Origin of the sequence: Amycolatopsis lurida (assembly GCF_900105055.1) — a bacterium.
In the GTDB taxonomy this organism is placed as follows: Bacteria; Actinomycetota; Actinomycetes; order Mycobacteriales; family Pseudonocardiaceae; genus Amycolatopsis; species Amycolatopsis lurida.
This window is the reverse complement of the sequence record NZ_FNTA01000004.1, coordinates 4,411,921-4,437,428: the sequence shown is the minus strand read 5'-3', so window position 1 is coordinate 4,437,428 and position 25,508 is coordinate 4,411,921. Positions and strand designations below refer to the sequence as shown.

24 protein-coding genes are annotated in these 25,508 nt (G+C 68.5%); 13 read left to right on the top strand and 11 right to left on the bottom strand.

Features of this window, described 5'->3' with window-relative positions:
• Positions 1–21 precede the first annotated feature (21 nt).
• The 4 genes from purF to BLW75_RS26185 all read right to left on the bottom strand — a co-directional run bounded on the left by purF (position 22) and on the right by BLW75_RS26185 (position 3,615).
• Entirely contained in the window at positions 22–1,560 is a 1,539-nt protein-coding gene (purF, locus tag BLW75_RS26200) for an amidophosphoribosyltransferase (protein WP_007032554.1), read from the bottom strand.
• A 267-nt stretch (positions 1,561–1,827) separates the two neighbouring features.
• On the bottom strand, positions 1,828–2,229 hold the full coding sequence (locus BLW75_RS26195; protein ID WP_034312581.1) for a hypothetical protein: 402 nt from the start codon (positions 2,227–2,229) through the stop codon (positions 1,828–1,830).
• On the bottom strand, positions 2,213–2,452 hold the full coding sequence (locus tag BLW75_RS26190) for a DUF397 domain-containing protein (protein WP_034312579.1): 240 nt from the start codon (positions 2,450–2,452) through the stop codon (positions 2,213–2,215). The genes BLW75_RS26195 and BLW75_RS26190 overlap by 17 nt, the downstream gene beginning before the upstream one ends.
• A gap of 284 nt (positions 2,453–2,736) precedes the next feature.
• The gene (locus BLW75_RS26185) at positions 2,737–3,615 is read right to left on the bottom strand and encodes a helix-turn-helix domain-containing protein (RefSeq protein WP_091598359.1); all 879 of its coding nucleotides are present in this window, start codon (positions 3,613–3,615) and stop codon (positions 2,737–2,739) included.
• 201 nt (positions 3,616–3,816) lie between these two features.
• On the opposite strand from BLW75_RS26185, the gene BLW75_RS26180 reads away from it, so the two are divergent.
• Complete coding sequence (locus BLW75_RS26180) at positions 3,817–4,614, top strand: SAM-dependent methyltransferase (RefSeq protein WP_034312662.1); 798 nt, start codon at positions 3,817–3,819, stop codon at positions 4,612–4,614.
• A gap of 69 nt (positions 4,615–4,683) precedes the next feature.
• On the opposite strand, the gene BLW75_RS26175 is transcribed toward BLW75_RS26180, so the two are convergent.
• The gene (locus tag BLW75_RS26175; RefSeq protein WP_034312575.1) at positions 4,684–5,064 is read right to left on the bottom strand and encodes a sterol carrier family protein; all 381 of its coding nucleotides are present in this window, start codon (positions 5,062–5,064) and stop codon (positions 4,684–4,686) included.
• Between the two features lie 53 nt (positions 5,065–5,117).
• On the opposite strand from BLW75_RS26175, the gene BLW75_RS26170 reads away from it, so the two are divergent.
• The 6 genes from BLW75_RS26170 to BLW75_RS26145 all read left to right on the top strand — a co-directional run bounded on the left by BLW75_RS26170 (position 5,118) and on the right by BLW75_RS26145 (position 10,672).
• The gene (locus BLW75_RS26170) at positions 5,118–5,744 is read left to right on the top strand and encodes a type VII secretion system-associated protein (RefSeq protein WP_034312573.1); all 627 of its coding nucleotides are present in this window, start codon (positions 5,118–5,120) and stop codon (positions 5,742–5,744) included.
• Positions 5,745–5,848: 104 nt separating this feature from the next.
• Positions 5,849–6,664 (top strand): lysozyme, encoded by an 816-nt coding sequence (locus BLW75_RS26165; RefSeq protein WP_034312571.1) that lies wholly within the window; start codon positions 5,849–5,851, stop codon positions 6,662–6,664.
• A gap of 192 nt (positions 6,665–6,856) precedes the next feature.
• Positions 6,857–7,702: a lysozyme gene (locus BLW75_RS26160; RefSeq protein WP_034312569.1), complete on the top strand. Its 846-nt coding sequence runs from the start codon at positions 6,857–6,859 to the stop codon at positions 7,700–7,702.
• A 186-nt stretch (positions 7,703–7,888) separates the two neighbouring features.
• Entirely contained in the window at positions 7,889–8,698 is an 810-nt protein-coding gene (locus BLW75_RS26155) for a flagellar basal body-associated FliL family protein (RefSeq protein ID WP_034312567.1), read from the top strand.
• A gap of 4 nt (positions 8,699–8,702) precedes the next feature.
• On the top strand, positions 8,703–9,812 hold the full coding sequence (locus BLW75_RS26150; RefSeq protein WP_034312564.1) for a pentapeptide repeat-containing protein: 1,110 nt from the start codon (positions 8,703–8,705) through the stop codon (positions 9,810–9,812).
• Complete coding sequence (locus BLW75_RS26145; RefSeq protein ID WP_034312562.1) at positions 9,809–10,672, top strand: hypothetical protein; 864 nt, start codon at positions 9,809–9,811, stop codon at positions 10,670–10,672. The genes BLW75_RS26150 and BLW75_RS26145 overlap by 4 nt, the downstream gene beginning before the upstream one ends.
• Before the next feature lie 27 nt (positions 10,673–10,699).
• On the opposite strand, the gene purL is transcribed toward BLW75_RS26145, so the two are convergent.
• The gene (purL, locus tag BLW75_RS26140; RefSeq protein WP_091599944.1) at positions 10,700–12,982 is read right to left on the bottom strand and encodes a phosphoribosylformylglycinamidine synthase subunit PurL; all 2,283 of its coding nucleotides are present in this window, start codon (positions 12,980–12,982) and stop codon (positions 10,700–10,702) included.
• A gap of 119 nt (positions 12,983–13,101) precedes the next feature.
• On the opposite strand from purL, the gene BLW75_RS26135 reads away from it, so the two are divergent.
• Entirely contained in the window at positions 13,102–14,727 is a 1,626-nt protein-coding gene (locus BLW75_RS26135) for an ABC transporter ATP-binding protein (RefSeq protein WP_034312559.1), read from the top strand.
• Positions 14,724–16,451 (top strand): ABC transporter ATP-binding protein, encoded by a 1,728-nt coding sequence (locus BLW75_RS26130; protein WP_034312557.1) that lies wholly within the window; start codon positions 14,724–14,726, stop codon positions 16,449–16,451. The genes BLW75_RS26135 and BLW75_RS26130 overlap by 4 nt, the downstream gene beginning before the upstream one ends.
• Before the next feature lie 62 nt (positions 16,452–16,513).
• On the opposite strand, the gene purQ is transcribed toward BLW75_RS26130, so the two are convergent.
• Together purQ and purS are read right to left on the bottom strand one after the other, a co-directional pair.
• Positions 16,514–17,191, bottom strand: coding sequence for a phosphoribosylformylglycinamidine synthase subunit PurQ (gene purQ / locus BLW75_RS26125; protein WP_007032539.1), 678 nt, complete (start codon positions 17,189–17,191; stop codon positions 16,514–16,516).
• Positions 17,188–17,427, bottom strand: coding sequence for a phosphoribosylformylglycinamidine synthase subunit PurS (gene purS / locus BLW75_RS26120; RefSeq protein ID WP_005152565.1), 240 nt, complete (start codon positions 17,425–17,427; stop codon positions 17,188–17,190). Before purS ends, purQ begins: the two co-directional genes overlap by 4 nt.
• 66 nt (positions 17,428–17,493) lie before the next feature.
• Here purS and BLW75_RS26115 point away from each other — a divergent pair, with 66 nt between their 5' ends.
• Positions 17,494–18,267: a hypothetical protein gene (locus BLW75_RS26115; RefSeq protein ID WP_034312554.1), complete on the top strand. Its 774-nt coding sequence runs from the start codon at positions 17,494–17,496 to the stop codon at positions 18,265–18,267.
• Positions 18,268–18,369: 102 nt separating this feature from the next.
• Complete coding sequence (locus BLW75_RS26110; RefSeq protein WP_034312552.1) at positions 18,370–19,953, top strand: GMC family oxidoreductase; 1,584 nt, start codon at positions 18,370–18,372, stop codon at positions 19,951–19,953.
• A 44-nt stretch (positions 19,954–19,997) separates the two neighbouring features.
• Here BLW75_RS26110 and BLW75_RS26105 read toward each other — a convergent pair whose 3' ends face one another.
• The gene (locus tag BLW75_RS26105; protein WP_034312551.1) at positions 19,998–21,500 is read right to left on the bottom strand and encodes an aldehyde dehydrogenase family protein; all 1,503 of its coding nucleotides are present in this window, start codon (positions 21,498–21,500) and stop codon (positions 19,998–20,000) included.
• 33 nt (positions 21,501–21,533) lie between these two features.
• Positions 21,534–22,676, bottom strand: coding sequence for an MFS transporter (locus tag BLW75_RS26100; protein ID WP_034312548.1), 1,143 nt, complete (start codon positions 22,674–22,676; stop codon positions 21,534–21,536).
• Positions 22,677–22,737: 61 nt separating this feature from the next.
• Here BLW75_RS26100 and BLW75_RS26095 point away from each other — a divergent pair, with 61 nt between their 5' ends.
• Together BLW75_RS26095 and BLW75_RS26090 are read left to right on the top strand one after the other, a co-directional pair.
• Positions 22,738–23,682, top strand: coding sequence for an ArsR/SmtB family transcription factor (locus tag BLW75_RS26095; protein ID WP_034312546.1), 945 nt, complete (start codon positions 22,738–22,740; stop codon positions 23,680–23,682).
• A gap of 33 nt (positions 23,683–23,715) precedes the next feature.
• On the top strand, positions 23,716–24,351 hold the full coding sequence (locus BLW75_RS26090) for an MBL fold metallo-hydrolase (RefSeq protein ID WP_034312543.1): 636 nt from the start codon (positions 23,716–23,718) through the stop codon (positions 24,349–24,351).
• Here BLW75_RS26090 and BLW75_RS26085 read toward each other — a convergent pair.
• Positions 24,348–25,487 (bottom strand): DUF418 domain-containing protein, encoded by a 1,140-nt coding sequence (locus tag BLW75_RS26085; protein WP_034312541.1) that lies wholly within the window; start codon positions 25,485–25,487, stop codon positions 24,348–24,350. The genes BLW75_RS26090 and BLW75_RS26085 overlap by 4 nt on opposite strands.
• Between the last annotated feature and the right edge of the window lie 21 nt (positions 25,488–25,508).

The following is a 25,508-nucleotide window of genomic DNA, read 5'->3' as shown; positions in this document are numbered from 1 at the left end:
CTCCAACTCTGGAAGTGAGGTCTAGGGACGCCGGATGGCGTCCTCAGCACCGTACCCGGCAGGGCTGACGGGCTTCGCCGCGCCATTGACCGAGTCCAGGCTCTCCAGCAGGTGCTTCCCGATCAGCGCGTCTTCGGGCAGCGCGATCGGGTACTCGCCGGAGAAGCACGCCGTGCACAACCGCGACTTCGGCTGTTCCGAAGCCGCGACCAGCCCGTCCAGGGAGATGTAGCCCAGGGTGTCCGCGCCGATGGAGCGGCGGATGCCGTCGAGGTCGACGCCGTTGGCCACCAGTTCGGCGCGCGAGGCGAAGTCGATCCCGTAGAAACACGGCCAGCGGACGGGCGGCGACGCGATCCGGACGTGCACCTCGAGCGCGCCCGCCTCCCGCAGCATGCGGACCAAAGCGCGCTGGGTGTTGCCGCGGACGATGGAGTCGTCGACGACGACGAGCCGTTTGCCGCGGATGACGTCGCGCAGCGGGTTCAGCTTGAGCCGGATGCCCAGCTGGCGGATGGTCTGCGACGGCTGGATGAAGGTGCGGCCGACGTAGGCGTTCTTCACCAGACCGGTGCCGTAGGGAATGCCGGAGCCCTGCGCGTAGCCGATGGCGGCCGGGGTGCCGGATTCGGGCACCGGCATCACCAGGTCGGCGTCGGCCGGGTGCTCGGCGGCGAGTTTGCGGCCGATCTCGACGCGGGTGGCGTGCACGCTGCGGCCGGCGATCGAGGTGTCGGGGCGGGCGAGGTACACGTACTCGAAGACACAGCCCTTGGGCTCGGGGTTCGCGAAGCGCGAGGAGCGCAGGCCCTCGGCGTCGATCGCGATGAGCTCACCGGGCTCGACCTCGCGGACGAACGACGCGCCGCAGATGTCCAGCGCGGCCGTCTCGCTCGCGACGACCCAGCCGCGTTCGAGCCTGCCGAGCACCAGCGGGTGCACACCGTGCGGGTCGCGCGCGGCGTACAGGGTGGACTCGTCGGCGAAGACCAGGCAGAAGGCGCCCTTGAGGGTGGGCAGCAGTTCCAGCGCGGCGGCTTCGATGCCCTTGTCGGCGGCGTTGGCCGCGAGCAGCCCGCACACCAGGTCGGAGTCGCTGGACGAACCGGTCAGGCCCGCGTGCGGTTTGAGCCCGGCTTCGACCGTGCGATCCCGCAGTTCGGCGGTGTTGACGAGGTTTCCGTTGTGCGCGAAGGACAATCCGCTGCCGGTGGCGGTGGTCCGGAAGATCGGCTGCGCGTTCTCCCAGATGGTCGCGCCGGTGGTCGAGTAGCGGCAGTGGCCGACGGCGATATGTCCTTGCAGCGACTGCAGGACCTGCTCGTCGAACACCTGGCTGACCAGGCCGAGATCCTTGAAGACGACGATCTGCGAACCGTCGGAGACCGAGATGCCGGCCGCTTCCTGGCCGCGGTGCTGAAGTGCGTAGAGCCCGTAGTAGGTCAGCTTCGCGACCTCTTCTCCGGGCGCCCAGACACCGAAGACGCCGCATTCCTCGCGGGGTTCCGGATCGGGCTGGTCGGTCACGGGCTGTCCGGCGAGGGACGGGTCGGAAACCACCGAGGTGCTCCCAGGGAGAAAGAGGGCAGGCCGCCACCAGTGTAAACGGTGAGGAGGAGATCAACGCGCCGCACGAAGTGGCACTGGACACGCTTCGCGCTGTAACTCTGAGTGAACCCGCGAAGATCTCGAAGATAAAGCGGGCTCCCTGTGACCGTGAGTGACGGGCGGGTGTCAAGGCCCGGCACTCACGACCCCCGACCAGCCGACCGCTCCCCCTCGACAGAGGCGGTCGACTGTGCTTGGGCGGCGATCAACCCGCCGCTTTCAACCAGCGGCGAGCCACTTGGACGTGCCGCCGCGGCCGGGGACCCAGCAGCCCTTGGCCGAGGTCTCCGGGACGTACAGCGAACCGGGGGTCCGCTCATCGGGAAGCGCGAGCAGTGCCGTCAGCACCGTCGCGGCGTCGCCGGCGAATCGCCACAGCCAGACCTCGGGCTCGAGGATGTCCTCCTCGGTCCCGGGCATGCGGGTGGCGACCACGTCGTCCTCGGCGTTGAGCCGGACCACGTCGACCACGTTGTCGTGGACTCGCACGCCGACCACGGCCAGTACCTCGCCGTTCGCGTCGCACGGGTGCACGAATTGGTACCCGCGGTGGATCAGTTCCTGCAGGCCGCTTTCGATATCGGTGATCTCCGCGGTGATGGTGTCACCTGAGGACGTCATCGAATTCGCCGTCCTTGGCACCCGCGAGGAACGCGGCCATCTCGGCCTGGGTGTAGATCAGGGCAGGCCCGGTCGGAAAGCGCGAGTTGCGCATCGCGATCTCGCCGGAAGCGAGCGGAGCCACCTCGACACAGTTGCCGATCGCGTTGCTGTAACTGGCTTTGCGCCATTGGGCGCCGGTAAGACGATCGGCCGGGATGCCGTTGTCGAACTGTTCAGCCATGGTCCCCACCTTCCCCGACAGAAGACTTCGGGCGATGCATCTGCATGTGCATTTGCCTGTGATCCCAAAGTTAGCACGTGTGACTGCAGCGGTAAATGCACGTGCAGAAGTTTTTGCAGAATTCGCGTGCAGTGATGACTGGAGCCCCCGACCGTCCCACTAAAGCGTGACGAGCGCAGCCCCCAACGGGTGAACAGGTACCTGTCGTGGCCGAATTTTCGGGGACAGGCAAGGAAACCCCGACCGCCCCGGAGACGGCCGGCAGCACCACAACGGTGAGTCGCTCAGATTTCGGCGCGGCGCTTCAGCAGCATCTGGCGGCTGCGGTCCGGCGTCTCCGCGTCGACCGCCAGCATGTCCAGCGCCCGGCTGTACCGTTCGATCTCGTCGCGCTTGTCGATGTAGTGCACGCCGGTCAGGTACTCGGTGTAGGCGATGTTCGGCAATTCCTCTTCCGCGAACCTGAGCAGCGAGAACGCGCTGTCGGCGGAGTAGCCGCTCCGGTCGTACGGGAGGACCTGCACCGAGATGTTCGGCTGCTGGATCATCTCCAGCAGGTGGTCGATCTGGCCCTTCAGCACCTCGCGGTCGCCGATCGGCCGGTAGAGCACCGATTCGTCGAGCACCAGCCACAACCGCGGCGCGTCCGGGCGCGACAGCATCTTCTGCCGCCGCATCCGCAGCGCGACCCGGCGGTCGACCTGCTCGTTGACCATGTCCTTGCGGCCGTGGCTCATGATCGCCCGCGCGTAGTCCTCGGTCTGCAGCAGACCCGTGACGTACAGCGGCTCCCACACCTGGATGCGGGCCGCGGCCTCTTCGAGCCCGACGAGGTCGTTGAACCAGCTCGGCATCAGGTCGCCGTAGCGGCGCCACCAACCCGGCTCGTTCGACTCCTTGACCATGTCGAGGAACTGCTGCCGCTCACCGGGATCGGTCATCCCGTACATGGTCAGCAGATCGGCGACGTCGCGTTCCTTGAAGCCGACGCGGCCCAGCTCGAGACGGCTGATCTTCGACTCGGAACCCCGGATGCTGTAGCCGGCCTCCTGGCGCGTGATGCCCGCGTCCTCGCGCATCCGGCGGAGCTGAGAGCCGAGGATCATCCGCCGCGCGGTGGGACCCAGGGACTGCTCACCGCCAGGCGGGGTGACCGCGTTCATCGACCGGGACCTTTCGCAAGACGACACTCACAGGAGAACAAGCCGATTACTGAAAGTACACGTTTGGACCTCGACACGACAGGGATGGCTCGGTTTACCGGTCGCGTACGTGGTTCTACTCTACGTAGAGCCCGAGACTTCCGACACAGTTTTGTGAGGTTCAAGATGCCCGACGCCCCGACCCGGACGGAACGAGTGCCCGTGGGTGTCGACCCGACCCGGGCCAGCATCGCCCGGGTGTACGACGCCTTCCTCCTCGGCAAGGACAACTACGAGATCGACCGGGAGGTGCTGCGCAAGGTCCAGCAGGCGGCCCCCGAGGCGCAGGACCTGGCGACCGAGAACCGCGGCTTCCTGATCCGCGCGTGCCGGTTCCTCGCCAGCCAGACGGGCATCACGCAGTTCCTCGACCTCGGATCCGGCCTGCCCACGGCCGAGAACACGCACCAGGTCGTGCAGCGGATCAACCCGGAGATCAAGGTCGTCTACGTCGACAACGACCCGGTCGTGCTCGCCCACGGGCGCGCGCTGCTCGAAGAGAACGAGAACACGCACTTCGTCTCGGACGACATCTTCGAGCCGGAGCGGATCATGGAGAACCCGGACATCCGGCGGCACATCGACTTCTCGCAGCCGATCGCGTTGCTGCAGCTCGGGACCCTGCACCACTACAACGGGCCGCACGGCGAGCCCGCCAAGATCATGAAGAAGTACATCGACGCGCTGCCGTCGGGTTCGTACGTGGCGATCTCGCACTTCTCCGACCCGGAGGACGAGCTGTCCGAGATCGCCCGCAAGATGGAGGAGTTCTTCATCCACAGCCCGATGGGCTCGGGCACCTTCCGCACCAAGGCCCAGATCGAGGAGCTGTTCCACGACCTCGAGATGGTCGAGCCCGGCGTCCAGCTGTGCGCCGACTGGTGGCCGGACGGCCCGCGGATCAAGGAGCTGAACACGGCTCAGCGGACGATCTCGGGTGGCATCGGCCGCAAGGCCTGAGACCACCTTCCGGCTGCTGTGAACGGGCCGTTCCTCGCGAATTTCGCCTGGAACGGCCCGTTCATGGCTTCAGAGGCGGACCAAGGGCAGCCAGCGGGCCAGATCGGCCCTGCTCCCGGAGGCGGTGACCCGCCCCGACTCGACGGCGTCGGCCCAGCCGAGCAGCCCGGTCGCCAGTTCCAGCCACGTGCGCGGATCCGTTTCGACGACGTTCGGCGGCGTCCCGCGGGTATGGCGCAATCCTTCGACACACTGCACAGCCGCGAACGGCGGCACCCGCACTTCGACACTCTTCCCCGGGGCGTCCCCGGCCAGCGTCCGCAGGCTCAGCCGCACCGCGGCGGCCAGCTCCGGACGGGCCGGTTCCGGACCGGATCCGCTCAACCAGGGGGAAATCGCCGCGATCGCGGCTCGTAACTCAGCGGGGTCGACCGAACGCGAAGAGGCCATGGGAGAACAGTAGAGTGAGCGCGAACAAACCTTCAGGCACCCGGAACGTGGGGATGGCGATGGCGCAGCGGGACGAGGCGGATCGATTGGCGTCGAGCCCGGCGGGCAAGCGGAAACAGGCCAAGCCGAAGATCACCGAAGAGATGCGCGCCAACGCCAAGGCCAACCCCAACAGCTGGCTGTACGTCATCGACGAGGCCTTCGACCCCGACGGCCCGGTGCCGTCCTGGGCGGTCGTCGGCGCGTACCCGGTGAACGGCGGGGGCGAGATCGTCGAGGACTTCCACCCCAACGACCGCTACCGTCCCTCGCCCAAGGCGCTCGGTTTCCCCGAGCCGCGCAACGAACTCGAGCAGCTGCTCCAGCTGGTGCGCACGAACCACCGCCCGGCCGCCGACCTGCCGAGGGTCATCCTCGACTCGACGCTGTTCGTCTACGCCCTTTCGCCGGTGCAGCGCACGGTGATCGGTTTCCACAACACCGACGGCAAGGTGCTCGTTCCCGCGTACACCGCCAAGTCGCTGGTGCCGCGCGAATGGCCGCACGCCAGGGCGGTGCTGGGCCGGGACATGGTCCCGCTGCTCGCCGGGCATCCCGTGACGATCAACCCCCACGACCGGCTCACCGCGATCATCCCCTCGGAGCACCTCGACAAAGCCCTTATGGACGAGCGTCGTTAGGGCTCGATTAACCCACTCGGCCCAATTTATTCAGCCCGAAAGCAACTCTTTCGGGTGATGTTCGAGTCGCTGATTCCCTTTCCTCGGGGGATCGTGGCGACGTGATGAGTCGCAGAGTGTGTTCAAAAGGCTGGGGGGCCGTCCTCGCGGCGGGGGTTTTGCTGCTCGCGCAGACCCCCGCCGTCGCACGAGGAAGCGGGCCCCGTTACGACGGGGCCGAGGAGCACTACGCCGGTTCGCAGATCGCGCTGCACGAAGGCGTCAATGTGTCGGTCGGGCCGCTGTACGGCGGCGAAGGCCAGACGCTCGGCCATGACGTCAGTGGTCATCAGGGCGAGGTCGATTGGCCCACCGCCGCCAAGACCGGCGCGAAGTTCGTCTACGTGAAAGCGACCGAGGGCACCGGCTTCGTCAATCCGCGGTTCGCCCAGCAGTACAACGGTTCCTACGGCGTCGGCCTGATCCGCGGCGCGTATCACTTCGCCCGTCCCGACATCTCGGACGGCGCCGCGCAGGCGCACTACTTCGTCGACCACGGCGGCGGCTGGTCCAAGGACGGCAAGACCCTGCCGGGCGCGCTCGACGTCGAGTACAACCCGTACGGCGAAACCTGTTACGGCAAGACGCCGGCGCAGATGGTCGCATGGATGAAGTCGTTCGCCGAGACCTACCTGTCGCGGACCGGACGGCATCCGACGATCTACACGTCGACGAGCTGGTGGAAACGCTGCACCGGCAACAGCGCCGTGTTCTGGCAGAACCCGCTGTGGCTCGCGCGCTACAACACGGAGATCGGCGAGCTGCCCGCGAGCTGGAAGACCCACACCATCTGGCAGTTCTCGAACAAGGGCAGCCTGCCCGGCGATCAGAACTGGTTCAACGGCATGGCCGATCGCGTGCACGCGCTATCCCTCGGTTGAACGCTCAGCCGAGTGGGCGTTACAAGATCACATAACCCGACCTACTTGGAAATGAAAATCACCCACGCGTAGTACCAATTTCACGGAAGTTAGTGACAAACCCGGCACTCGTCGTCAACAATCGTGCCCGGACGGCTACCACCTGCAAGGTCGCCGTCCTCAGCGAGGGTTATCCGTGAAGGGATTGTCGTAATGCGCACTTCCCGAAGAATCGCCATCGCCGTCGGCTCCGCGCTGCTCCTGCTCGGCAGCACGGTCCCGGCGTCGGCCGCCCCGTCCCCCGAGATCATGTCGATCGAACACGATCTCCAGGCGAACGACCACACGATCGGATCCCAGATCCGGCGCGTGGAAGGCGACACCTCCACCCCGGAATCCAAGGCCAAGGCCGCGCAGCCGCAGCCCGAGGCCGGGGTGCTCGCGACGGTCGCGGGCATGGACGTGGCCAGCTACCAGAAGAACGTCGACTGGGCTTACTGGTGGGGTCAGGGCAAGCGCTTCGTGTGGACGAAGGCCACCGAAGGCACGAGCTACAAGAACCCGTACTTCGCCCAGCAGTACAACGGTTCCTACAACCAGGGCTTCATCCGCGGCGCGTACCACTTCGCCCTGCCGAACGTCTCGAGCGGCGCGGCGCAGGCCGACTTCTTCATCGACAACGGCGGCGGCTGGTCCAAGGACGGCAAGACCCTGCCGGGCGCGCTGGACATGGAGTACAACCCGTACGGCGCCACCTGTTACGGCCTGAGCCAGTCCGCCATGGGGTCGTGGATCCGGGCGTTCCACGACCGCTACAAGGCACGCACCGGCCGCTGGCCCGTCATCTACACCTCGACGAGCTGGTGGAGCACCTGCGTCGGCACGACGCAGAACTTCGGTGGCACGGTCCCGCTGTGGATCGCGCGGTACGCGTCCACCGTGGGCGCGCTGCCCTACGGCTGGGGCTACTACACCGTGTGGCAGTACACCTCCAGCCCGCTCGACCAGAACACCTTCAATGGCGCTTACGACCGCTTGCAGGCACTGGCCAACGGCTGAGCTGCGCATTCCGTGAAGAAGCGGCTCCCGGCCTCGGCCGGGAGCCGCTTTCGCGCGCCGCTTTCACCGCAGGTACCTTCCGAGCAGAATGCCACTGAAACCCCTGGCACGAGCGGATCCGGAACCAGCGCTGACCGCCGGTCGTCTGATCTGAAGCCTCAGGCCCCAGTACGGAAGGCGAGACCGATGACCTACCCACCCCAGCCAGGCCAGCCCTACGGCCAGGACCCCCAGGGACAGCAGCCGCAGCAGGGTTGGGACCAGACCCAGCAGTACGGTCAGCCTCAGCAGTACGGACAGCAGCAGGGTTGGGATCAGACGCAGCAGTACCAGCAGCAGCCGCAGCAGGGCTGGGACCAGACCCAGCAGTACCCGCAGCAGCCCCAGCAGGGCTGGGACCCGAACAACCAGGGCTACCAGCAGGGTTTCGGCGGCCCGCCCGCCCCGCCGTCGAAGAGCAAGACCGGTTTGATCATCGGGATCGTGATCGGCCTCGTCGTGCTGATCGCGTTCGGTGTCACCGGGTTCGTCGCGCCGGGCTTCCTGCTCGGCAAGGACGAGGGGAACAACACGGCCGCACCGCCGCCCGCGTCGTCGTCCGAGCAGGCGCCGCCCTCCGCGCCGAAGAGCAGCCCGAAGTCGAGCTCGCCCAGGAGCAGCCCGAGGAGCACCGAAAGCGGTGGCACGGGCTCCGAGGGCAACCCGAAGGGCATCCAGAACCTGAAGGACTTCCTGGCCAAGGTGAGCGCCGGGGACAAGGCCGGCGCGCTGGCGCTGGTGTGCCAGGACATGAAGGCGACCATGGGCGACTCGATCGACATCATGGCGCCGGCGCCGGCGCAGCTGGAGGTCACCTCGACGTCGGGCATCGGCGACGGGTTCATCACCGGTGACATCGAAGGCACGGTCAAGGGCAAGAAGGTGAGCGGGTCGGGCATCTCCTCGGATGACAACCCGGACAAGTCCTTCTGCGTCCGCAACTTCTTCGTATTCTGAGCGGATGAAGCGGTTTCTCCGCTCCCCCTTGCTCTGGACCTTCGTCGTCTCGCTCGTCCTGCTGCTCGCGGTCGGCGGCTGGTTGCTGACGGATCCGGCGACCAGCCGCAGCGAGGCGCTGAAGACCGGCGGCATCGCCGGGGGCGCCATCGTCGCGCTGTACGCGTTGTGGCTCAACGACAGGCGGCGCCGGGTCGAGGAGCGACGGCAGGAGGTCGAACGGCAGCGGCAGGAGCTCGAGCTGCGGCGGGCCGACCAGGACCGGGACCGGATCTCGGACGAACGGTTCGCCAAGGCCGTCGAGCTGCTCGGGCACGAGGCCGACCAGGTGCGGGTGGGGGCCCTGCACGCGCTGGCGGGGCTGGCCCGCGGCCGCGAGATCTACAAGCAGACCGTGCTGGACATCCTGTGCTCGTACCTGCGGCGGCCGTTCGAGCATCCGCGGTATCAGGACACGGCGAAACGGGACGGGAACACCGCACCGAAAGAGGGCTCCGCGGAGGAGGACCAAGAACTCCAGGTGCGGCAGACCGCGCAACGGCTGATCGGGGAACTGCTCCCGGCCGCGGATTCCGAGGGCACGCCGGGGTACGACCTCGACCTGACCGGGGCGGTGCTGGAGTACTTCGATCTTTCGGAGCGGAAGATCGGCAAGCTGTTGCTCCGCTACGCGGGTTTGTACAGCAGCACCAACCTTTCCGGCTGTGTGTTCCTCGGGCCGGTGTACCTGACGGGCGCGGGAACGAAAGAGAAAAAACGCATCGGCTTCTTCCGGTGCAGTGAAGCCAGGTTCGAACAGCGGGCGTGGTTCAGCGGGGTCCGGTTCTCCGAGGACGTCGAGTTCCGCGACACCGTGTTCGCGGGCGAGACCTCCTTCAAGGACAGCGTTTTCGCGAAGGACGCCGTCTTCGCCGACGCGGAGTTCAAGGGCACGCTCGATCTGCGCCGCGCACGGTTCGAGGGCTTCGGGGATCTGAGCTTCCGCGAGCCACCGGGCACGGTGTCGCTCTACAACACGTCGGTGGAACCGGCGAGGGACCACGAACTCCCGTCCGGCTGGTCCGTCGAGACCCTGCCGGACGGCCGCGCCCGGCTCACGGTGAAGGACTTATGAGGCGCCTGCTCTCCTCGCCGCTGCTGTGGACGTTGCTGTCCTCGGTCGTGGTGCTCGTCGGGGTCACCGCCTGGCTGCTGATGGACCGCGCGACCAGCCGCGGCGACGCGCTCAAGACCGGCGCGCTGGCGGGCGGGGCGATCGCCGCGCTCTACGGACTCTGGCTCAACGACCGGCGAAGGCGTACCGAAGAGGACCGGCACGAGATCGAGCGCAGCCGGATCTCCGACGAGCGCTTCGCCAAATCGATCGAACTGCTGGGCAACGAAGCCGATCAGGTCCGGGTCGGGGCGATGCATTCCCTCGCCGGGCTCGCCAGGACACGTCCCGAGTACCGGCAGACCGTGCTCGACGTGTTGTGCGCCTACCTGCGGCGGCCGTTCGAGCATCCGAGTTTCGATCCGGACCTCGACGACTGGGACGACAACGAAAAGCGGGCGGCGGCGGAGCGGGAACGGCTGGTCCGGCGTGCGGCCGAACGACTGATCCGCGACATCCTTCCCCACGCCGGGACGACCGGGCCGACGCTTTCGCTCAATCTCAGCGACGCCCGGCTCGACAAGCTGGGGCTGCTCGGCAGGCGGGTCGGCTGGTTCGGCGCGGATCGGTGCGAGGTGCTGTCCTATCTCGACCTCACCGACGCTCAGCTGTCCGGGAAGTTCCTGCTCGAGAACGCGACCATCCACGGCAGGTTCGAGGTCACCAGGGCGAGCTTCGAACGAAGGGTGTCGCTGGACAACCTGGTCGTCGAGGCGCCCGTCGACTTGAGCGTGGCGACCTTCCAGGAGGCGCCGTCGGTGGAGGGCGCGAAGTTTCCGGCAGGTTCGGCGTTGCCGCTCGTGAGTGGTAAGGACGGTTAGAACCGTCCTTACCACTCACGACGGCCTTTAGCCGAACAGTGCCGGGAGCGTCTTCTCCCAGGTCTCCCGAAGCTCGTCCAGCGTGAACTCCGTGATGTCCTGGAGTTCGAGGGAGCCCGATTCCGGGTCCACCACACCGGTCTTGCGCCACGGCAGGCCGCGCGCGGTGAGCATCTCGGTGAACCGCAGTTCCTCGGTGCGCGGCACGGCGACCAGCACGCGGCCCGCGGATTCGGAGAACAGCTGCACGAACGGGTCCTGCTCCGCGTCGAGGAAGACACGGGCACCGCACTGTCCGATGAGGACGGTCTCGACGAGCGTCTGGATCAGGCCACCGTCGGAGATGTCGTGCGCGGCGGAGATCATGCCGTCGCGGGAACCGGCGATGAGGATGTCCGCGAGCAGCTTCTCGCGCGCCAGATCGACGCGAGGCGGGCGGCCGCCGAGGTGGCCGTGCAGTTCGCGCGCCCAGGCGGAACCGTCCAGCTCGTCGTGGGTCTCGCCGAGCAGCAGCAGGGCTTCGCCCGCCTCGGCGCCGATTCCGGTGGGGATGCGGCGGGTGACGTCGTCGATCACGCCGAGCACGCCGACCACCGGGGTCGGCAGGATGGCCGTGTCACCGGTCTGGTTGAAGAAGCTGACGTTGCCGCCGGTGACCGGGATGCCGAGTTCGACGCAGCCGTCGGCCAGACCGTGCACGGCCTGCTCGAACTGCCACATCACCCCCGGGTCGGTCGGCGCGCCGAAGTTCAAGCAGTCCGACACCGCGACCGGCTTCGCGCCACTGGTGGCGACGTTGCGGTACGCCTCGGCCAGTGCGAGCTTCGCGCCCTCGTACGGGTCGAGGTAGACGAACTTGCTGTTGCAGTCGGTCGAGACGGCGACCCCGCGGCCGGTCGACTCGTCGATCCGGATGACGCCCGAGTCCGACGGCTGCGCGGACACGGTGTTGCCGCGCACGTAGCGGTCGTACTGGGAGGTCACCCATTCCTTCGACGCCTGGTTCGGCGACGAGATCAGCTTGAGGATGTCGGCGCGCAGTTCGTCCGAAGTGGACGGACGCGGGAGCTTGGCCGAGGTGTCGGCCTGCAGGGCGTCCTGTGTGGACGGTCGCTGGATCGGGCGGTCGTACACCGGGCCCTGGTGCGCGACGGTGTGCGCCGGCACGTCGACGACGACCTCGTCGTTCCAGGTGATGACCAGGTGCTCGCCGTCGGTGACCTCGCCGATGTCGGTGGCGATGACGTCCCACTTCTCGCAGACCTTCATGAACGCCTCGACGTTCTCCGGCGAGACGACCGCGCACATCCGCTCCTGCGACTCGCTGGAGAGCACCTCCGCCGGGGTCATCCCGGTGGCGCGCAACGGAACCCGGTCGAGGTAGATGTGCATACCGCCGTCACCGGCGGCCGCGAGCTCCGACGTCGCGCAGGAGAGCCCGGCGCCGCCGAGGTCCTGGATGCCGACGACGAGCTTCTGGGCGAACAGTTCGAGACAGCACTCGATGAGCACCTTCTCGGTGAACGGGTCGCCGACCTGGACGCTCGGGAGCTTCTTGCGGCCGCCCGAGCTTTCGTCGCCCGAGAAGGTGTCGCTGGCGAGGACGGACACGCCGCCGATGCCGTCGAGGCCGGTGCGCGCGCCGAACAGGATGATCTTGTTGCCCTTGCCCGAGGCGAACGCCAGGTGCAGGTCCTCGACGCGCATCGCGCCGACGCACAGGGCGTTGACCAGCGGGTTGCCGGAGTAGCTCGGGTCGAACACCAGCTCGCCGCCGATGTTCGGCAGGCCGAGGCAGTTGCCGTAGCCGCCGACGCCGGCGACCACGCCGGGCAGCACGCGCCGGGTGTCGGGGGCGTCCGCCGGGCCGAAGCGCAGCGCGTCCGCCACCGCGAGCGGGCGCGCGCCCATCGCCATGATGTCGCGCACGATGCCGCCGACGCCGGTCGCGGCGCCCTGGTACGGCTCCACGTAGGACGGGTGGTTGTGGCTCTCGACCTTGAAGGTGACCGCCCAGCCCTCGCCGATGTCGACGACGCCCGCGTTCTCGCCGATGCCGGCGAGCATCTTCTCCTTCATCTCGGGAGTGGCGGTCTCGCCGAAGTAACGCAGGTGCTTCTTCGAGGACTTGTACGAGCAGTGCTCGCTCCACATCACCGAATACATCGCCAGTTCGGCGTCGGTCGGACGGCGGCCGAGGATCTCCCGGATCCGGGCGTACTCGTCGTCGGCGAGGCCGAGCTCGACGTACGGCTGGGTCAGTTCGGGGGTCGCCTCGGCGCGTTGAGTGGTGTCAACGGTGCTGGTCACGGTGTCCGCATCAGGGTTCGCCACGGCCTTAAGAGTAGGTGAGGGGTCTGTTCACCCTGCCGTCGCCCACGGATAAATCGGTCGCGCCCGCGACGGTGATCCGCTTAACGTCGGCAATCGTGCTTTCCGCCACATATCCGCTTCCCCGGCTACGACTGCCCGCCAAGCCGACCGCCTGGCGGTACCTGGTCAGGATGATGCTCGCGCGTCCGGGACTGCTCGCCGTCTCGGCGATCAGCGGTGCGCTGTGGTCGCTTCCGATCGCCCTGCTGCCGGTCGCGATCGGCCGGGGCATCGACGCCATCGGCCGCGGCGACGGCGATTCCGTCTGGCTTTGGGGTCTCGCGGCCGCCGGGCTCGGGATCGCGCAGACGATCGCGGGCACGGTGCAGCACTTCGCGTCCTACGGCTGCTGGATCCACGGCGCCGGGGTGACGCAGCGCCTCGCCACCGAACACGCGGCGAAGCTGGGCGCGAATCTGCGCGACACGACCACCACGGGTGACGTGGTCGCGATCACCACCAGCGACATCAACCCGATCGGTGACTCCTTCGAGGTGCTCGGGCGGGCCTTCGGTTCGCTCATCGCGTTCATCGTCTGCGCGACGGCACTGCTGACGACTTCCCCGCTGCTCGGCATGGTCGCGCTGATCGGCGTCCCGCTGGCGGTGGTGGGCATCGGTCCGCTGTTGAAGCCGCTGGAGAAGCGTCAGACGAAGCAGCGCGAAGAGAAGACCGACGTCAACGCGCTGGCCGCGGACATCGTCTCCGGCCTGCGGATCCTTCGCGGTGTCGGCGGCGAGAAGCAGTTCCTCGACCGCTTCCGCCGCTCCAGCCAGCGGGTCCGGGCGGCCGGCGTCCAGGTCGGACGCAGCGAGGCGTGGCTCGCGGCGGCGGAGGTCGCGCTGCCGGGACTGGTCACGGTGGTCATCACCTGGCTGGGCGCGCAGCTGGCGATCAACGGCACCATCGGCGTCGGCGAGCTGATCACGTTCTACGGCGTCTCGGTCTTCCTGGTGATCCCGGTGACGACGGCGACCGAGTTCGCGGGCGTGCTGAGCGCCGCGCTGGTTTCGGCGCGGAAGGTGTGCAAACTGCTGTCCACCGAACGCACCCTCGCCGAGCCCGAGCACCCGGTGTCGTTGCCGGAAGGCCCGCTGGACCTGTACGACGAGACGTCCGGGATCAAGGCCGAGGCAGGGAAGCTCACCGTCATCGACGTCGGGGCCGACGCCGAAGCGGTGGCTTCACGGATGGCACGGTTCACCGATCCGGAGGAACCTGCGCTCGTCGGCGGGGTTCCGGTGGACCAGGTCTCCCTCGGCGAGCTGCGGCGACGGGTCGTGTTCGCGCACAACCAGGACATCTGGTTCTCCGGCGTGCTGCGTGAACAGGTCACCCCCGCCGAACCCGGCGACGTCGAGATCGCCGAAGCGCTGTACGCGGCGGACGCCGACGACATCGTGGACGCGCTGCCCCACGGCGTCGACGAGGTGATCGGCGAACGTGGGCGTGAGGTCTCCGGCGGTCAGCGGCAGCGGCTGAACCTGGCCCGGGCGCTGGCGACCGACGCCGACGTCCTGCTGCTCGACGAGCCGACCTCGGCCGTCGACGCGCATACCGAAGCCCGCATAACCGAACGCGTCGCGAAGCTGCGGCGCGGCAAGACCACCGTCGTGTTCAGCCAGAGTCCACTGTGGACTCATGTGGCCGATGTGGTCGTGAGTACGAAAGTACCGGCATGAAGAAGCTGCCGCTGGCAGACAAGAAGGACGTAAGACGGTGGATCAAGGAGACCGCGCGGGCCAACAAACGCGAGTTCTCCGTGATGCTCGGCCTGTTCTGTGTCGCGACCGCGATCGGGCTGGCCGGGCCGAGGCTGCTGGGCGCGCTGGTGGACGAGGTCGTCGACGGCACGACGGTCACCACGATCACCTGGCTCGCGGTCGCGTTCGTGGTCGTGCTGGGCGCGCAGGCCTGGTTCAAAGGTCTGGCCCGGCTTCGCGCGCGGGTGTTCGGTGAGCGGATCCTGGCGCGCAACCGCGAGGAGTTCGTCGGGAACGCGCTGAACCTGCCGCTCGGGACGGTCGAGGCCGCGGGCACCGGCGACCTGCTCAGCCGGGCTACCACCGACGTCAGCCGGATCGACCACGCGGTGCGCTTCGGCGCGCCGGAGATCCTGATCGCCGCCGTCACGGTGGTGTTCACGGTGGTGGCGATGGTGATCACGTCGCCGTTCCTGGCGCTGGGCCTGCTGGTCGCGCTGCCGCTGCTGGTACCGGTGAACATCTGGTACCAGCGGCGGATCCCCGACGTGATGCGGCGCATGCTCGACAAGTGGTCCGAGTTGCAGTCCACCACGCACGAGACCGCGGAGGGCGCGCGGACGGCGGAGGCGCTGAGCCTGACCGGCCGCCGGATCAGGACCGGGCACGACGGCCTCGACGCGTCGATGCTGGGCGAGCGCAAGATCCGGGCGCTGCAGATGCGGTGGATCCCGTCGCTGGAGATCAGTTACGTGCTGCCGGTGCCGGTGATGCTCGGGCTGGGCCTGCTCGCCTACTCGAACGGCTGGGAAGGGCTCGGCACGATCACCGCGATGCTCCTGTACTCGCAGGTCATGACCGGCCCTCTGAACGAGGCGCTGTTCTGGCTCGCGGACATCCAGGTCGCCGGGGCCTCGCTGCGGCGGCTGCTGGGCGTGCGGCCCGCTCCGTCTTCTGAGGCGGCGTCGGAGACTCCGCGCGGTCAGGACATCGAGGTCCGCGACGTGCGCTTCGGCTACAACGCGGACCGCGAAGTGCTGCACGGGATCGACCTGCGGGTGCCCGCCGGTGAACGGCTGGCGATCGTCGGCCCGTCCGGTGCCGGCAAGTCGACCCTGGGACGGCTGCTGGCCGGGATGTCGGCGCCGACGTCGGGTTCCGTGCGGATCGGTGGCGCCGAGGTGTCGACGCTGCCGGACGATGTCCTGCGCGGCGAGGTCCTGCTGCTGACGCAGGAGCAGCACGTCTTCGCGGGAACGCTGCGGGACAACCTCACGCTGCCCGCCGGGGACTGGACCGACGACCGGCTGCTGGCCGCGCTGGCCTCGGTCGGTGCCGCGGAGTGGGTGGCGAGCCTGCCGGACGGGCTGGACACGAAGGTCGGGGCCGGGGCGGTCGCCGTCCCGGCGGCGATGGCGCAGCAGCTGGCGCTGGCGCGGGTGGTGCTGGCCGACCCGCACACGCTGGTGCTGGACGAGGCGACGTCGCTGCTGGACACGGGTTCGGCGCGGGAGTTGGAGCGGTCGCTGAGCGCGGTGCTCGAAGGGCGCACGGTGATCGCGATCGCGCACCGGCTGCACACCGCGGCCGCGGCGGACCGGGTCGCCGTCATCGAGGGCGGCCGGGTGACCGAGCTGGGCTCGCACGCGGAGCTGCTGGCGGCTGGTGGGCCCTACGCGGCGCTAGTGGCCGCTGCCTCCTGAGACGCTATGAAAGGCCCCTTCCTGGCAAAATTTGCCAGGAAGGGGCCTTTCATGTCACGCGGTCAGGCGGAGACGAGGGCGTCCACGGCGCTGTAGAACATGCCGAGCCCGTCGTCGGAAGGCCCGGTGAGGGCGTCGATGGCGTGCTCCGGGTGCGGCATGAGGCCGACGACGCGGCCGTTCTCGCTGCGGATCCCGGCGATGTCGTTGCGCGAGCCGTTCGGGTTGCCGCCGACGTAGCGGAACACCACGCGGCCCTCACCCTCGAGTTCGTCGAGGGTGGCCTGCTCGGCGACGAAGCAGCCGTCGATGTTCTTCATCGGGATGAGGATCTCGGCGTCCTTGTCGTACCGGGTGGTCCACGCGGTGTCGTTGTTCTCGACGCGCAGCCACTGGTCACGGCAGATGAAGTGCAGGCCCGCGTTGCGGATCATCGCGCCCGGCAGCAGCCCGGCCTCGCACAGGATCTGGAAGCCGTTGCAGATGCCCAGCACCGGCATGCCCTTGTGGGCGGCCTCGATCACCGACGACATCACCGGCGCGAACCGGGCGATGACGCCGGCGCGCAGGTAGTCGCCGTACGAGAAGCCACCGGGGACGACGACGGCGTCGACACCCTTCAGGTCCTCGTCCGCGTGCCACAGCGGCACGGCCTCGGCGTCGGCGTAGCGGACCGCGCGGGCCGCGTCACCGTCGTCGAGCGTGCCGGGGAAGGTGATGACCCCGATGCGGGCGCTCACGCGTCAACCCGCTTGATGGTCCACTGCTCGATCACGGGGTTCGCGAGGAAACCCTCCGCGATCTTTTCGAGCGTCGCGTCGTCGACGGAGTCGTCGACCTCGATCTCGAAGTGCTTGCCCTGACGGATCCCGGTGATCCCGGTGAAGCCGAGACGACCGGCCGCGCCGAGCGCGGCTTGGCCCTGCGGGTCGAGGATTTCGGGCTTGGGCATGACGTCGACGACGACTCGGGCCACGGCAGGCTGCTCCTTATTCACGCAGGTCGTGGGTACCGCCAGAGCCTACTTCACTACGGTTGCCGCATGACCTACGGGCAGTACACACCGCCGAAGAAGTCGAAGGCCTGGCTCTGGATCACGCTGACGCTGGTCTTCGTCCTGATCGCGGGCGGTGTCGCGTTCACCGGTTTCGTGACGCCGGGGTTCTTCAAGGCCAAGGCCGACACCACCTCGCGCGCGACGCCGGAGCAGCTGAGCCAGTCTTTCGTGAACGGCGTCGGCGAAGGCCGCCTCAGCTCGCTCTGGTGCCCGATCCGCTCGAAGCGGTCCTACACCTCCGAGCAGGTCATGGCCGTCTCCGACGGCGCACAACTCAGCACACCCGCGTATCAGCGTGCGCCGCAGGAGTATTCGGCCGCGCTCACCACCGGCGGTCAGACCGTCGGGATCGCGATGATCCCCGGCGAGGGCGGCTGGTGCGTCCGCGACGCCAAGATCGGCGGCGAGCCCGAGCCGCTGCCGGGCATCGAGACGAAGCCGTCGCCGCGGTCCGGCGTCAAGACGGGGGAAGAGGCGGGGAACAAGTTCGTCGACGCGATCAACGCGCGCGACATCCCGGCGGCGCTGTCCGTGCTGTGCGAGAAGGTGCCGGACACGACGCGCGACGGCGTGCAGCAGATCATCCACGGCGAGGGCAGGTACACCGTCGACACCGCCGACGTGCTGACCACCGCGAAGCAGACGATCCTGCACCTCACCGGCGACGTCGACGGCGTCCGGAACCCCGGCCGGATCGAGACCGAGGACGACGCCGAGGGCGGCCCCTGCGTGGCCTCTTTTTCACCCGACTCCGACTGAGCTCGCACCGATCCTTCGTCTGGGGGATGCTCGGAGCGCGGCGCTGGGCCAAGATGAGCCCATTGGCGGGGCGTCAACACCGGGCGAGCAGCAGGAGGCACCGTGGCCGATCAGGACTCCTTCGACTACGTGATCGTCGGCGCGGGCAGCGCGGGATGCGTACTGGCGAATCGGCTGAGCGAGGATCCGTCGGCGCGGGTGCTCCTGCTCGAGGCGGGCGGCGAGGACGACGCCGACGAGATCCACATCCCCGCCGCCTTCCCCGGCCTGTTCAAGACCAAATGGGACTGGAACTACGAGACGGTCGAGCAGAAGCACACCGGCAAGACGCTGTACTGGCCGCGTGGGAAGACACTCGGCGGCTGTTCGTCGATCAACGCGATGATCTACATCCGCGGCAACCGCGCCGACTACGACGGCTGGCGCGACGGGCACGGCGCCGAGGGCTGGGGTTTCGACGACGTCCTGCCGTACTTCAAACGGGCGGAGGGGAACCAGCGGCTCGGCGGGCCGCTGCACGGCACCGACGGTCCGCTGAACGTCGAGGACCGGCGTTTCACGCACGAGCTTTCCCTCGCCTGGGTGGATTCCGCCGTCGCCTGGGGCCTCAAGCGCACAGACGACTTCAACGGCGAGTCGCAGGAAGGCGCCGGTGTCTACCAGGTGACGTGCAAAAAGGGCCGCCGCTGGTCGACGGCCGACGCGTACCTGCGGCCCGCGTTGGCGCGCCCGAACCTCACCGTGCGGACCAACGCGCAAGCCACCCGCGTCGTCTTCGAAGGCACGCGCGCCGTCGGTGTGTCCTATTTGGACAAGGGTGCCGAGACGACGGTGCGCGCGTCGACGGAGGTCCTGCTGAGCGGTGGTGCGGTGAACTCGCCGCAACTGCTGATGCTTTCCGGCATCGGCCCGGCGGAGCACCTGCGGGAGCACGGGATCGACGTCGTGGCCGCGCTTCCCGGTGTCGGCGACAACCTGCACGACCACCCCGCCTGCGGGATCATCTGGTCGACCCGCGGCACCACCGACCTCGTGGACGCGGCGACGCCGGGCGGTCTGGTGCGTTACCAGCTCACCAAACGCGGCCCGCTGGCCTCGAACATCGGCGAGGCGGGCGCGTTCTTCCCCGCCGCGGACGGTGTCTCGCCGCCGGATATGCAGATCCACGTCGCGCCGACGTTGTTCTACGACAACGGAATGCGGGAACCGACAGTGCCCGGCTTCACTTCGGCGGCGACCCTGGTGGACGTCGCGAGCCGGGGCCGTCTGCGGTTGAAGTCGTCGAATCCGTTGTGGAAGCCGGAAATCGACCCCGCCTACTACGCCGAGTCCGTGGACATGGAGAAGATGCTCGCCGGGATGCGCGCCCTGGTGGAGATCGGGAAGTCCGGTCCGCTGGCGCGGTATCTGGACAAGCCGTTCCTGCCGGAGCGCCACGACCTGACCGACGGCGAACTGGCCGACTACGTGCGCGAGAAGACGCAGACGCTGTACCACCCGGTCGGGACCTGCTCGATGGGGACGGGCGAGAACGCCGTCGTGGACCCGTCGCTGAAGGTGCGTGGAGTGGACGGGTTGCGCGTGGTCGACGCGTCGGTGATGCCCGTGGTGCCGCGCGGGAACACGAACGCGCCGACGATCATGGTGGCGGAGAAGGCCGCGGACCTCATCCGGGGCCGAGGCTGAAGGACGCTTTCCCCGCATCTCATGCGGGGAAAGCGTCCCTCAGCTCAGCGCTTTCCGTGCAGCACCGTGATCAGCTTCGCGACCAGAGCGTCCGTCTTTTCCTTGCGCGAGAACGAGGTCAGCACGATCGGCGCGGTGAAACGCTGCCGCGCGACGGCCTTCGGGCGGGCGAACTCGCGCAGGCCTTCCGGTCCGTGGATGCGACCGAAGCCCGAGTCGCCGACGCCGCCGAAGGGCAGCGAAGCGATACCGGCGAAGGAAAGCGGCGCGTTGATCGACGTCATGCCGGTGCGCAGACGGCCGGCCAGTTCAAGGCCGCGCGACTTCGAGAACACCGTCGAACCGAGGCCGTACTTCGTGTCGTTGGCCTTCGCGACGGCCTCGTCCATGTCGCGGACCTTGGCGATGGTGACGGTGGGGCCGAACGTCTCCTCCTGGACCGCCACGGAGTCCTCGGGCACGTCGACGAGCACCGTCGGCTGAACGTAGCGGTCTCCGACCGCGTCGACGCCGCCGACCAGCGCCTTCCCGCCGCGTTCGATGGCGTCCGCGATGTGGCGCTTGATCACCGCGAGCTGCGAAGGCATCGTCACCGGGCCGTATTGCGCGGCCGCGTCCGAGCCGGCCCGCACGTCTTTCGACTTCTCGACGACCTTCGCGACGAACTCGTCATGCACACGCTCGTGGACGTACACGCGCTCGACGCCGATGCAGGTCTGGCCCGAGTTGGAGAACGCGCCCCAGACGGTCGCGTCGGCGGCGGCTTCGAGGTCGGCGTCCGCGTCGACCAGGACGGCGTCCTTGCCGCCGGCCTCGATGATGACCGGGGTCAGCGTCTCGGCGGCCGCGGCCATGATCTTCTTGCCCGTGCCGGTCGAACCGGTGAAGGCGATCTTGTCGACGCCTCCCGTGACGAGCGAAGCGCCGGTCTCGCCGAAGCCGGTGATCAGCTGAAGCACCGGCCACTCCGGGACGACCTCGGTGAAGGCGTCGACCAGCCATTTCCCGACGCCGGGCGTGTACTCGCTCGGCTTGAAGACGACGGTGTTGCCGGCGGCGAGGGCGTACGCGATGGAGCCGAGCGGCGTGAAGACGGGGTAGTTCCACGGGCCGATCACGCCCACGACGCCGAGCGGCTGGTACTCGACCGTCGCCGCCTGGTTCGACATCATCAGCCCGGCCGCGCGGCGCTGCTTGCCGAGGATCTTGCGCGCGTGCTTGCCCGCCCACGCGATGTGCTCGATGGCGAGGACGCTCTCCAGCTGCGCGTCGGCGATCGGCTTCCCGGTCTCGTCGCGCACGACCTGGCACAGCTGCGGCAGCCTGCGGGTGATGACGCCCTTCCAGCGGCGCAGGCGTTCGGCGCGGCCGTCGTAGCCGAGCCCGGCCCACCATTCGGCGGCGTCCTTCGCGCGGGCGATGGCGGCGCGGACGTCGTCGGCGGTGTGCACCGGGTAGGTGCCGACGACCTCGTCGGTCGCCGGGCTGAGGGAATCGAAGGTCTCCCCCACGCTGTGCGCGGTCGGCTTCGGCTGGACTGCGGTCATCGACTTCTCCCGTGTCTCGGCTCAAAGCCCAGGCTACGACGTTACTGACGGCGTGCCAATAGCTCGCCTGGGGCGTGCCACCAGCATCGCACAGGAGACGAGCGCCGCAAGGACACCGAGAAGCGGGGCCAGCCAGACCGGCAGCACCCCGATCGCCAGCGAACCCAGCCCGAAGCCCGACGCCTGCACGGTGAAGGCCAGCGAGAACCCCTCCGACCGGCGGCGTTCCGGCAGCAGCTTCTGCAGGTTGACCGACGAGACGGCCATCAGCGGGCCGGTGCAGAGCCCGATCAGCGCGACCCCGCCGAGCAGCCCGGCCCAGCCGAAGCCCGCCGAAACCACGATCCCGCCGAGCACGAAACCGGCGAGGAACAGCCGCGGATCACCGGCCTTCCCCCGCGCCGCGTAGAGCGCGCTCCCGGCGATGCTGGCGCCGCACAGCACCACGATGACGATGGCCGTCGCCGATTCGGGCGCGCCGAGGCGCAGGACCAGCGGCAGCAGCCCGACCTCGATGGTCGACAACAGGAGCCCGACGGTGAACAACCCCGCCAGCCAGGGCACACACGCGGCGACCGGGATCGACTGGCGCTCGGCCGTCCTTTGTGGACTCTGGGTGACGGCGCGCCGCGGCACGAGCAGGGCCGCGAGCAGGGCGACGACGGCCATCGCGAGGATCGGGACGACCGGACCGGACGTCGCCAGGAGCGCCACCAGCAGCGGTCCACCGACGATGACGCCCTCCAGGATCATCGCGTCCACCGACACGGCCCTCGGCAGTTCGTCCTCGGTCACCGTCGCGGCGAGCAGCGTCCGGAAACCGCCGTTCAACCCGCCCGCGACCAGCCCCGGCGGGATCGCCAGCGCGAGCAGCACCCAGTCCGGGGCCCCCGCGGAAGCGACCGCGGCCAGCAGGAACAGTCCCGCGGCGACCAGCGGAAGCAGCACGACGAGACCGCGCGCGGGGCCGACACGGTCGAGCAGCCGTCCCGTCGGCACGGCGCCGACCATCTCGGCGGCGACGAAAACGGCCATCATGATCCCGCCGAGCCGATACGAGCCGGTCGTCGCGGTCGTCAGCACGGTGAAGGCCAGCGGCGCCATCATGCCGGGCAGCCGGTTCAGCTGCACCCCCGCCGACCAGCGCCAATACCCGGAATTCCGCAGCAACGTCATGTCACGAACCCTGCCGAACCTGGTCTGGTGCCGACCATTGATTAGGACATAACCTAATCCGATGATCGAGCTGGTGTTGACCGCCGAGAGCGCCAACCGTGTCCGCTTCGGCATCTCCCCGCTCGACGAGACCATGGGAGCGATGCAGACGCTGCTCGGACGGCGCGGGCATCCGAGCCATCTGCCGTGGCTGCGCGAGGCCGCCGCGCAGCTGCCGGACCTGCCCATCGACGGCTTCGCGAAGGTGATGAGCGCGCGGCACTACATCACCGATTTCCTCAGCCCGCCGCCGAGCGGCCCGGAGACCACCGCGTCGGCCCAGCTCGCCGAAATCCGCCGTACGGCACCGGAGCAGGTCGCGCATGAACTGTCCAAAGTAGACGCCGACCTGAGCGGACTGCCGGAAGATCCCGCCGAGGCGAGGGATCTGCTGGCGAGCCAGATGGAGATCGCCTGGACCGAACTGGTCGAACCGCATTGGCCCCGGATGCGCCGCTTCCTCGTCGCCGACATCGAGGAACGCTCACGACGCCTCGCCGCCGGCGGGATCGCGCTGGTGCTCGAAGACATCCACCCGCGCGTTCGGCTCGTCGGCGACGTCCTGGTGATCGAAATGAAGGAACGCGGCCGCGTCCACCTCGACCGACGCGGATTGCTGCTGATCCCCGGCGTCTTCGCGTGGCCTTCGGTCGGGGTGATCGCGATGGAGCCGTGGCAGCCTTCGCTGCTGTACCCGGCTCGCGGGGTGGCCGAACTCTGGTCGGATCCCGAACGTCCGCCCGATGCGCTCGCGGGAGTACTCGGCAGAACGAAGGCCGCGCTGCTCACGACGCTCAACGAACCCGCGAGCACGACCGAACTGGCGCGCAGGCTGGGCTTCTCCGCGCCGACGGTCTCGCAGCATCTGACCGCGATGCGCGCGGCGGGCCTGCTCGACACGCGGCGCCGAGGCCGCGAAGTGCGCTACCTGCGCACCGAACTTGGCGACGCCCTGCTCCGGGCATAGGCTGGAATCGAACTACCGCGAAGGAGAACACCGATGCGTATTGTCCACTTTGGACACGCTTGCACCCTTCTGGAGACCGAGGGCGCGCGGATCCTGATCGACCCCGGCACCTTCTCCGCGGGCTTCGAAGGCGAGCGTGAGCTGGACGCCATCCTGATCACCCATCAGCATTTCGACCACCTCGACATGGAAAGGCTGCCCGCGCTGCTGGCGGCGAACCCCGGGGTGCGACTGATCGTCGATCCGGGTTCCGCCGAAGCGGTGGGAAAGATCGGCACCGAATTCCAGATCGCGAATCCCGGGGACGCCTTCGAAATCGGGTCCAGCGCCGTCAACGTCGTCGGGGGTGAGCACGCGGTGATCCACGAGGAGATCCCGGTGATCCCGAACGTCGGCTACATCGTCGACCACGGCGCGTTCTACCACCCTGGCGACTCGTTCTTCGTGCCGGAGCAGAAGATCGACATCCTCGGCCTGCCCACCGGCGCCCCTTGGCTCAAGGCAGGCGAGGCCGTCGACTACCTGCGTGCGGTGTCGCCGCGCCTCGCCGTGCCGATCCACGAAGCCGTCCTCGCGCGGCCGCAGATGCACTACGGCCTGTTCGCGAACCTCGCCCCGGAAGGCACCGAGGTGAAGGTGCTCGATGTCGGGGAGCCGGTGAAGCTTTAGCTCCGATATGCCAGTTTCCGCACCAGGATCTCCGCAGGCCCCCGATAGGACCTGCGGTGCATCAGGTACGCGACGACCACCGTCAGCAGCCACACGCCGAGCCCGCACGCGGCCGCCACGAACGTCTCACCGGCGAGACCCAGCATGAACGGCGGCGCCAGGATCAGCCACGCCACCGACTGGAACAGGTACGCGCTCAACGTCCGCTGGCCGAGCGCGGAGATCGCGGTGGCCACGACACCGCGGCGCTTCTCGCCGACCGTCATGCCGATGAGTCCGAACAGGCTGATGTATCCGATCGCGCCGAACAGACCGGCTCCTTCGTACATCAGCTTGGCGAGCCCGGCGGTCCCCTCGTCGAAGCCGACGTGATCTCCGGCGAACAGGCCCATCGGCAACGCACCCGCGATCGCGACGCCGAAGCCGCCGAACAGGCCGACGAGGAGAACCTTTCGGTTCGGCTCCTCCAGCACGCGTTTCTTCGCGGCCCAGGCGCCGACCCAGACGAAGAGGATCGACGACAGCAGGACCGCCGTGCTCATCGGCCATTCGGTGAGGCGCTCGCGCACGGCGTCGCCGTACGTCGGCGCCAGTGACGACACGTCCTCGACGGACGGGACCGGCGCGCTCCCGGAGTTCCCGGTGAGCACCAGGTACATCAGCACGGCGAGGTAGCAGACGCCGAACCCGAGGTACACCATCGGAATCCGGTAGAAACCCTTGCCACGCCTCAAGAGCAGCAGGGTGAACACCACGCCGATCACGCCGTACGCGCCGAGCACGTCCCCGGAGAAGAACAGCACCCCGTCGACGGCACCGAAAACCAGCAGCCACGCGTGACGGCGAAGCAGAATGCCACGCGTCCGCGGCCACGGCTGCCCCAGCGCTTCCTGGCGGTCGGCGAACTGCACCATCCCGTAGCCGAGCATCATGCCGAACAACGGCAGCGCGCACGCGTGGACGAACACGAACAGCAGCACGAAGTACGGCCGTTCCAGACCCTGCGGCGTCTGGTCCACGCCCGGCGTGTTCCCGAGGAAGATGCTCGCGGTATGCGCCAGCGCGACGAGCAGGAGCGCGAAACCCCTGGCCAGATCCGGTGCGAGCACACGCTCACCCGTCGGTGTCGATGTCATGGATCCCCCTTTAGTATCCAA

Bases quoted from the DNA above. Each gene is read 5' to 3' on its own strand.
- BLW75_RS26145 (WP_034312562.1), top strand. From the start codon at position 9,809: ATGAGGCGCCTGCTCTCCTCGCCGCTGCTGTGGACGTTGCTGTCCTCG.
- BLW75_RS26105 (WP_034312551.1), bottom strand. From the start codon at position 21,500: ATGACCGCAGTCCAGCCGAAGCCGACCGCGCACAGCGTGGGGGAGACC.
- BLW75_RS26115 (WP_034312554.1), top strand. From the start codon at position 17,494: ATGACCTACGGGCAGTACACACCGCCGAAGAAGTCGAAGGCCTGGCTC.
- BLW75_RS26150 (WP_034312564.1), top strand. From the start codon at position 8,703: ATGAAGCGGTTTCTCCGCTCCCCCTTGCTCTGGACCTTCGTCGTCTCG.
- BLW75_RS26160 (WP_034312569.1), top strand. From the start codon at position 6,857: ATGCGCACTTCCCGAAGAATCGCCATCGCCGTCGGCTCCGCGCTGCTC.
- BLW75_RS26155 (WP_034312567.1), top strand. From the start codon at position 7,889: ATGACCTACCCACCCCAGCCAGGCCAGCCCTACGGCCAGGACCCCCAG.
- BLW75_RS26090 (WP_034312543.1), top strand. From the start codon at position 23,716: ATGCGTATTGTCCACTTTGGACACGCTTGCACCCTTCTGGAGACCGAG.
- BLW75_RS26185 (WP_091598359.1), bottom strand. From the start codon at position 3,615: ATGAACGCGGTCACCCCGCCTGGCGGTGAGCAGTCCCTGGGTCCCACC.
- BLW75_RS26165 (WP_034312571.1), top strand. From the start codon at position 5,849: ATGAGTCGCAGAGTGTGTTCAAAAGGCTGGGGGGCCGTCCTCGCGGCG.
- BLW75_RS26095 (WP_034312546.1), top strand. From the start codon at position 22,738: ATGATCGAGCTGGTGTTGACCGCCGAGAGCGCCAACCGTGTCCGCTTC.
- BLW75_RS26130 (WP_034312557.1), top strand. From the start codon at position 14,724: ATGAAGAAGCTGCCGCTGGCAGACAAGAAGGACGTAAGACGGTGGATC.
- BLW75_RS26100 (WP_034312548.1), bottom strand. From the start codon at position 22,676: ATGACGTTGCTGCGGAATTCCGGGTATTGGCGCTGGTCGGCGGGGGTG.
- BLW75_RS26190 (WP_034312579.1), bottom strand. From the start codon at position 2,452: ATGGCTGAACAGTTCGACAACGGCATCCCGGCCGATCGTCTTACCGGC.
- BLW75_RS26195 (WP_034312581.1), bottom strand. From the start codon at position 2,229: ATGACGTCCTCAGGTGACACCATCACCGCGGAGATCACCGATATCGAA.
- BLW75_RS26085 (WP_034312541.1), bottom strand. From the start codon at position 25,487: ATGACATCGACACCGACGGGTGAGCGTGTGCTCGCACCGGATCTGGCC.
- BLW75_RS26175 (WP_034312575.1), bottom strand. From the start codon at position 5,064: ATGGCCTCTTCGCGTTCGGTCGACCCCGCTGAGTTACGAGCCGCGATC.
- BLW75_RS26170 (WP_034312573.1), top strand. From the start codon at position 5,118: ATGGCGATGGCGCAGCGGGACGAGGCGGATCGATTGGCGTCGAGCCCG.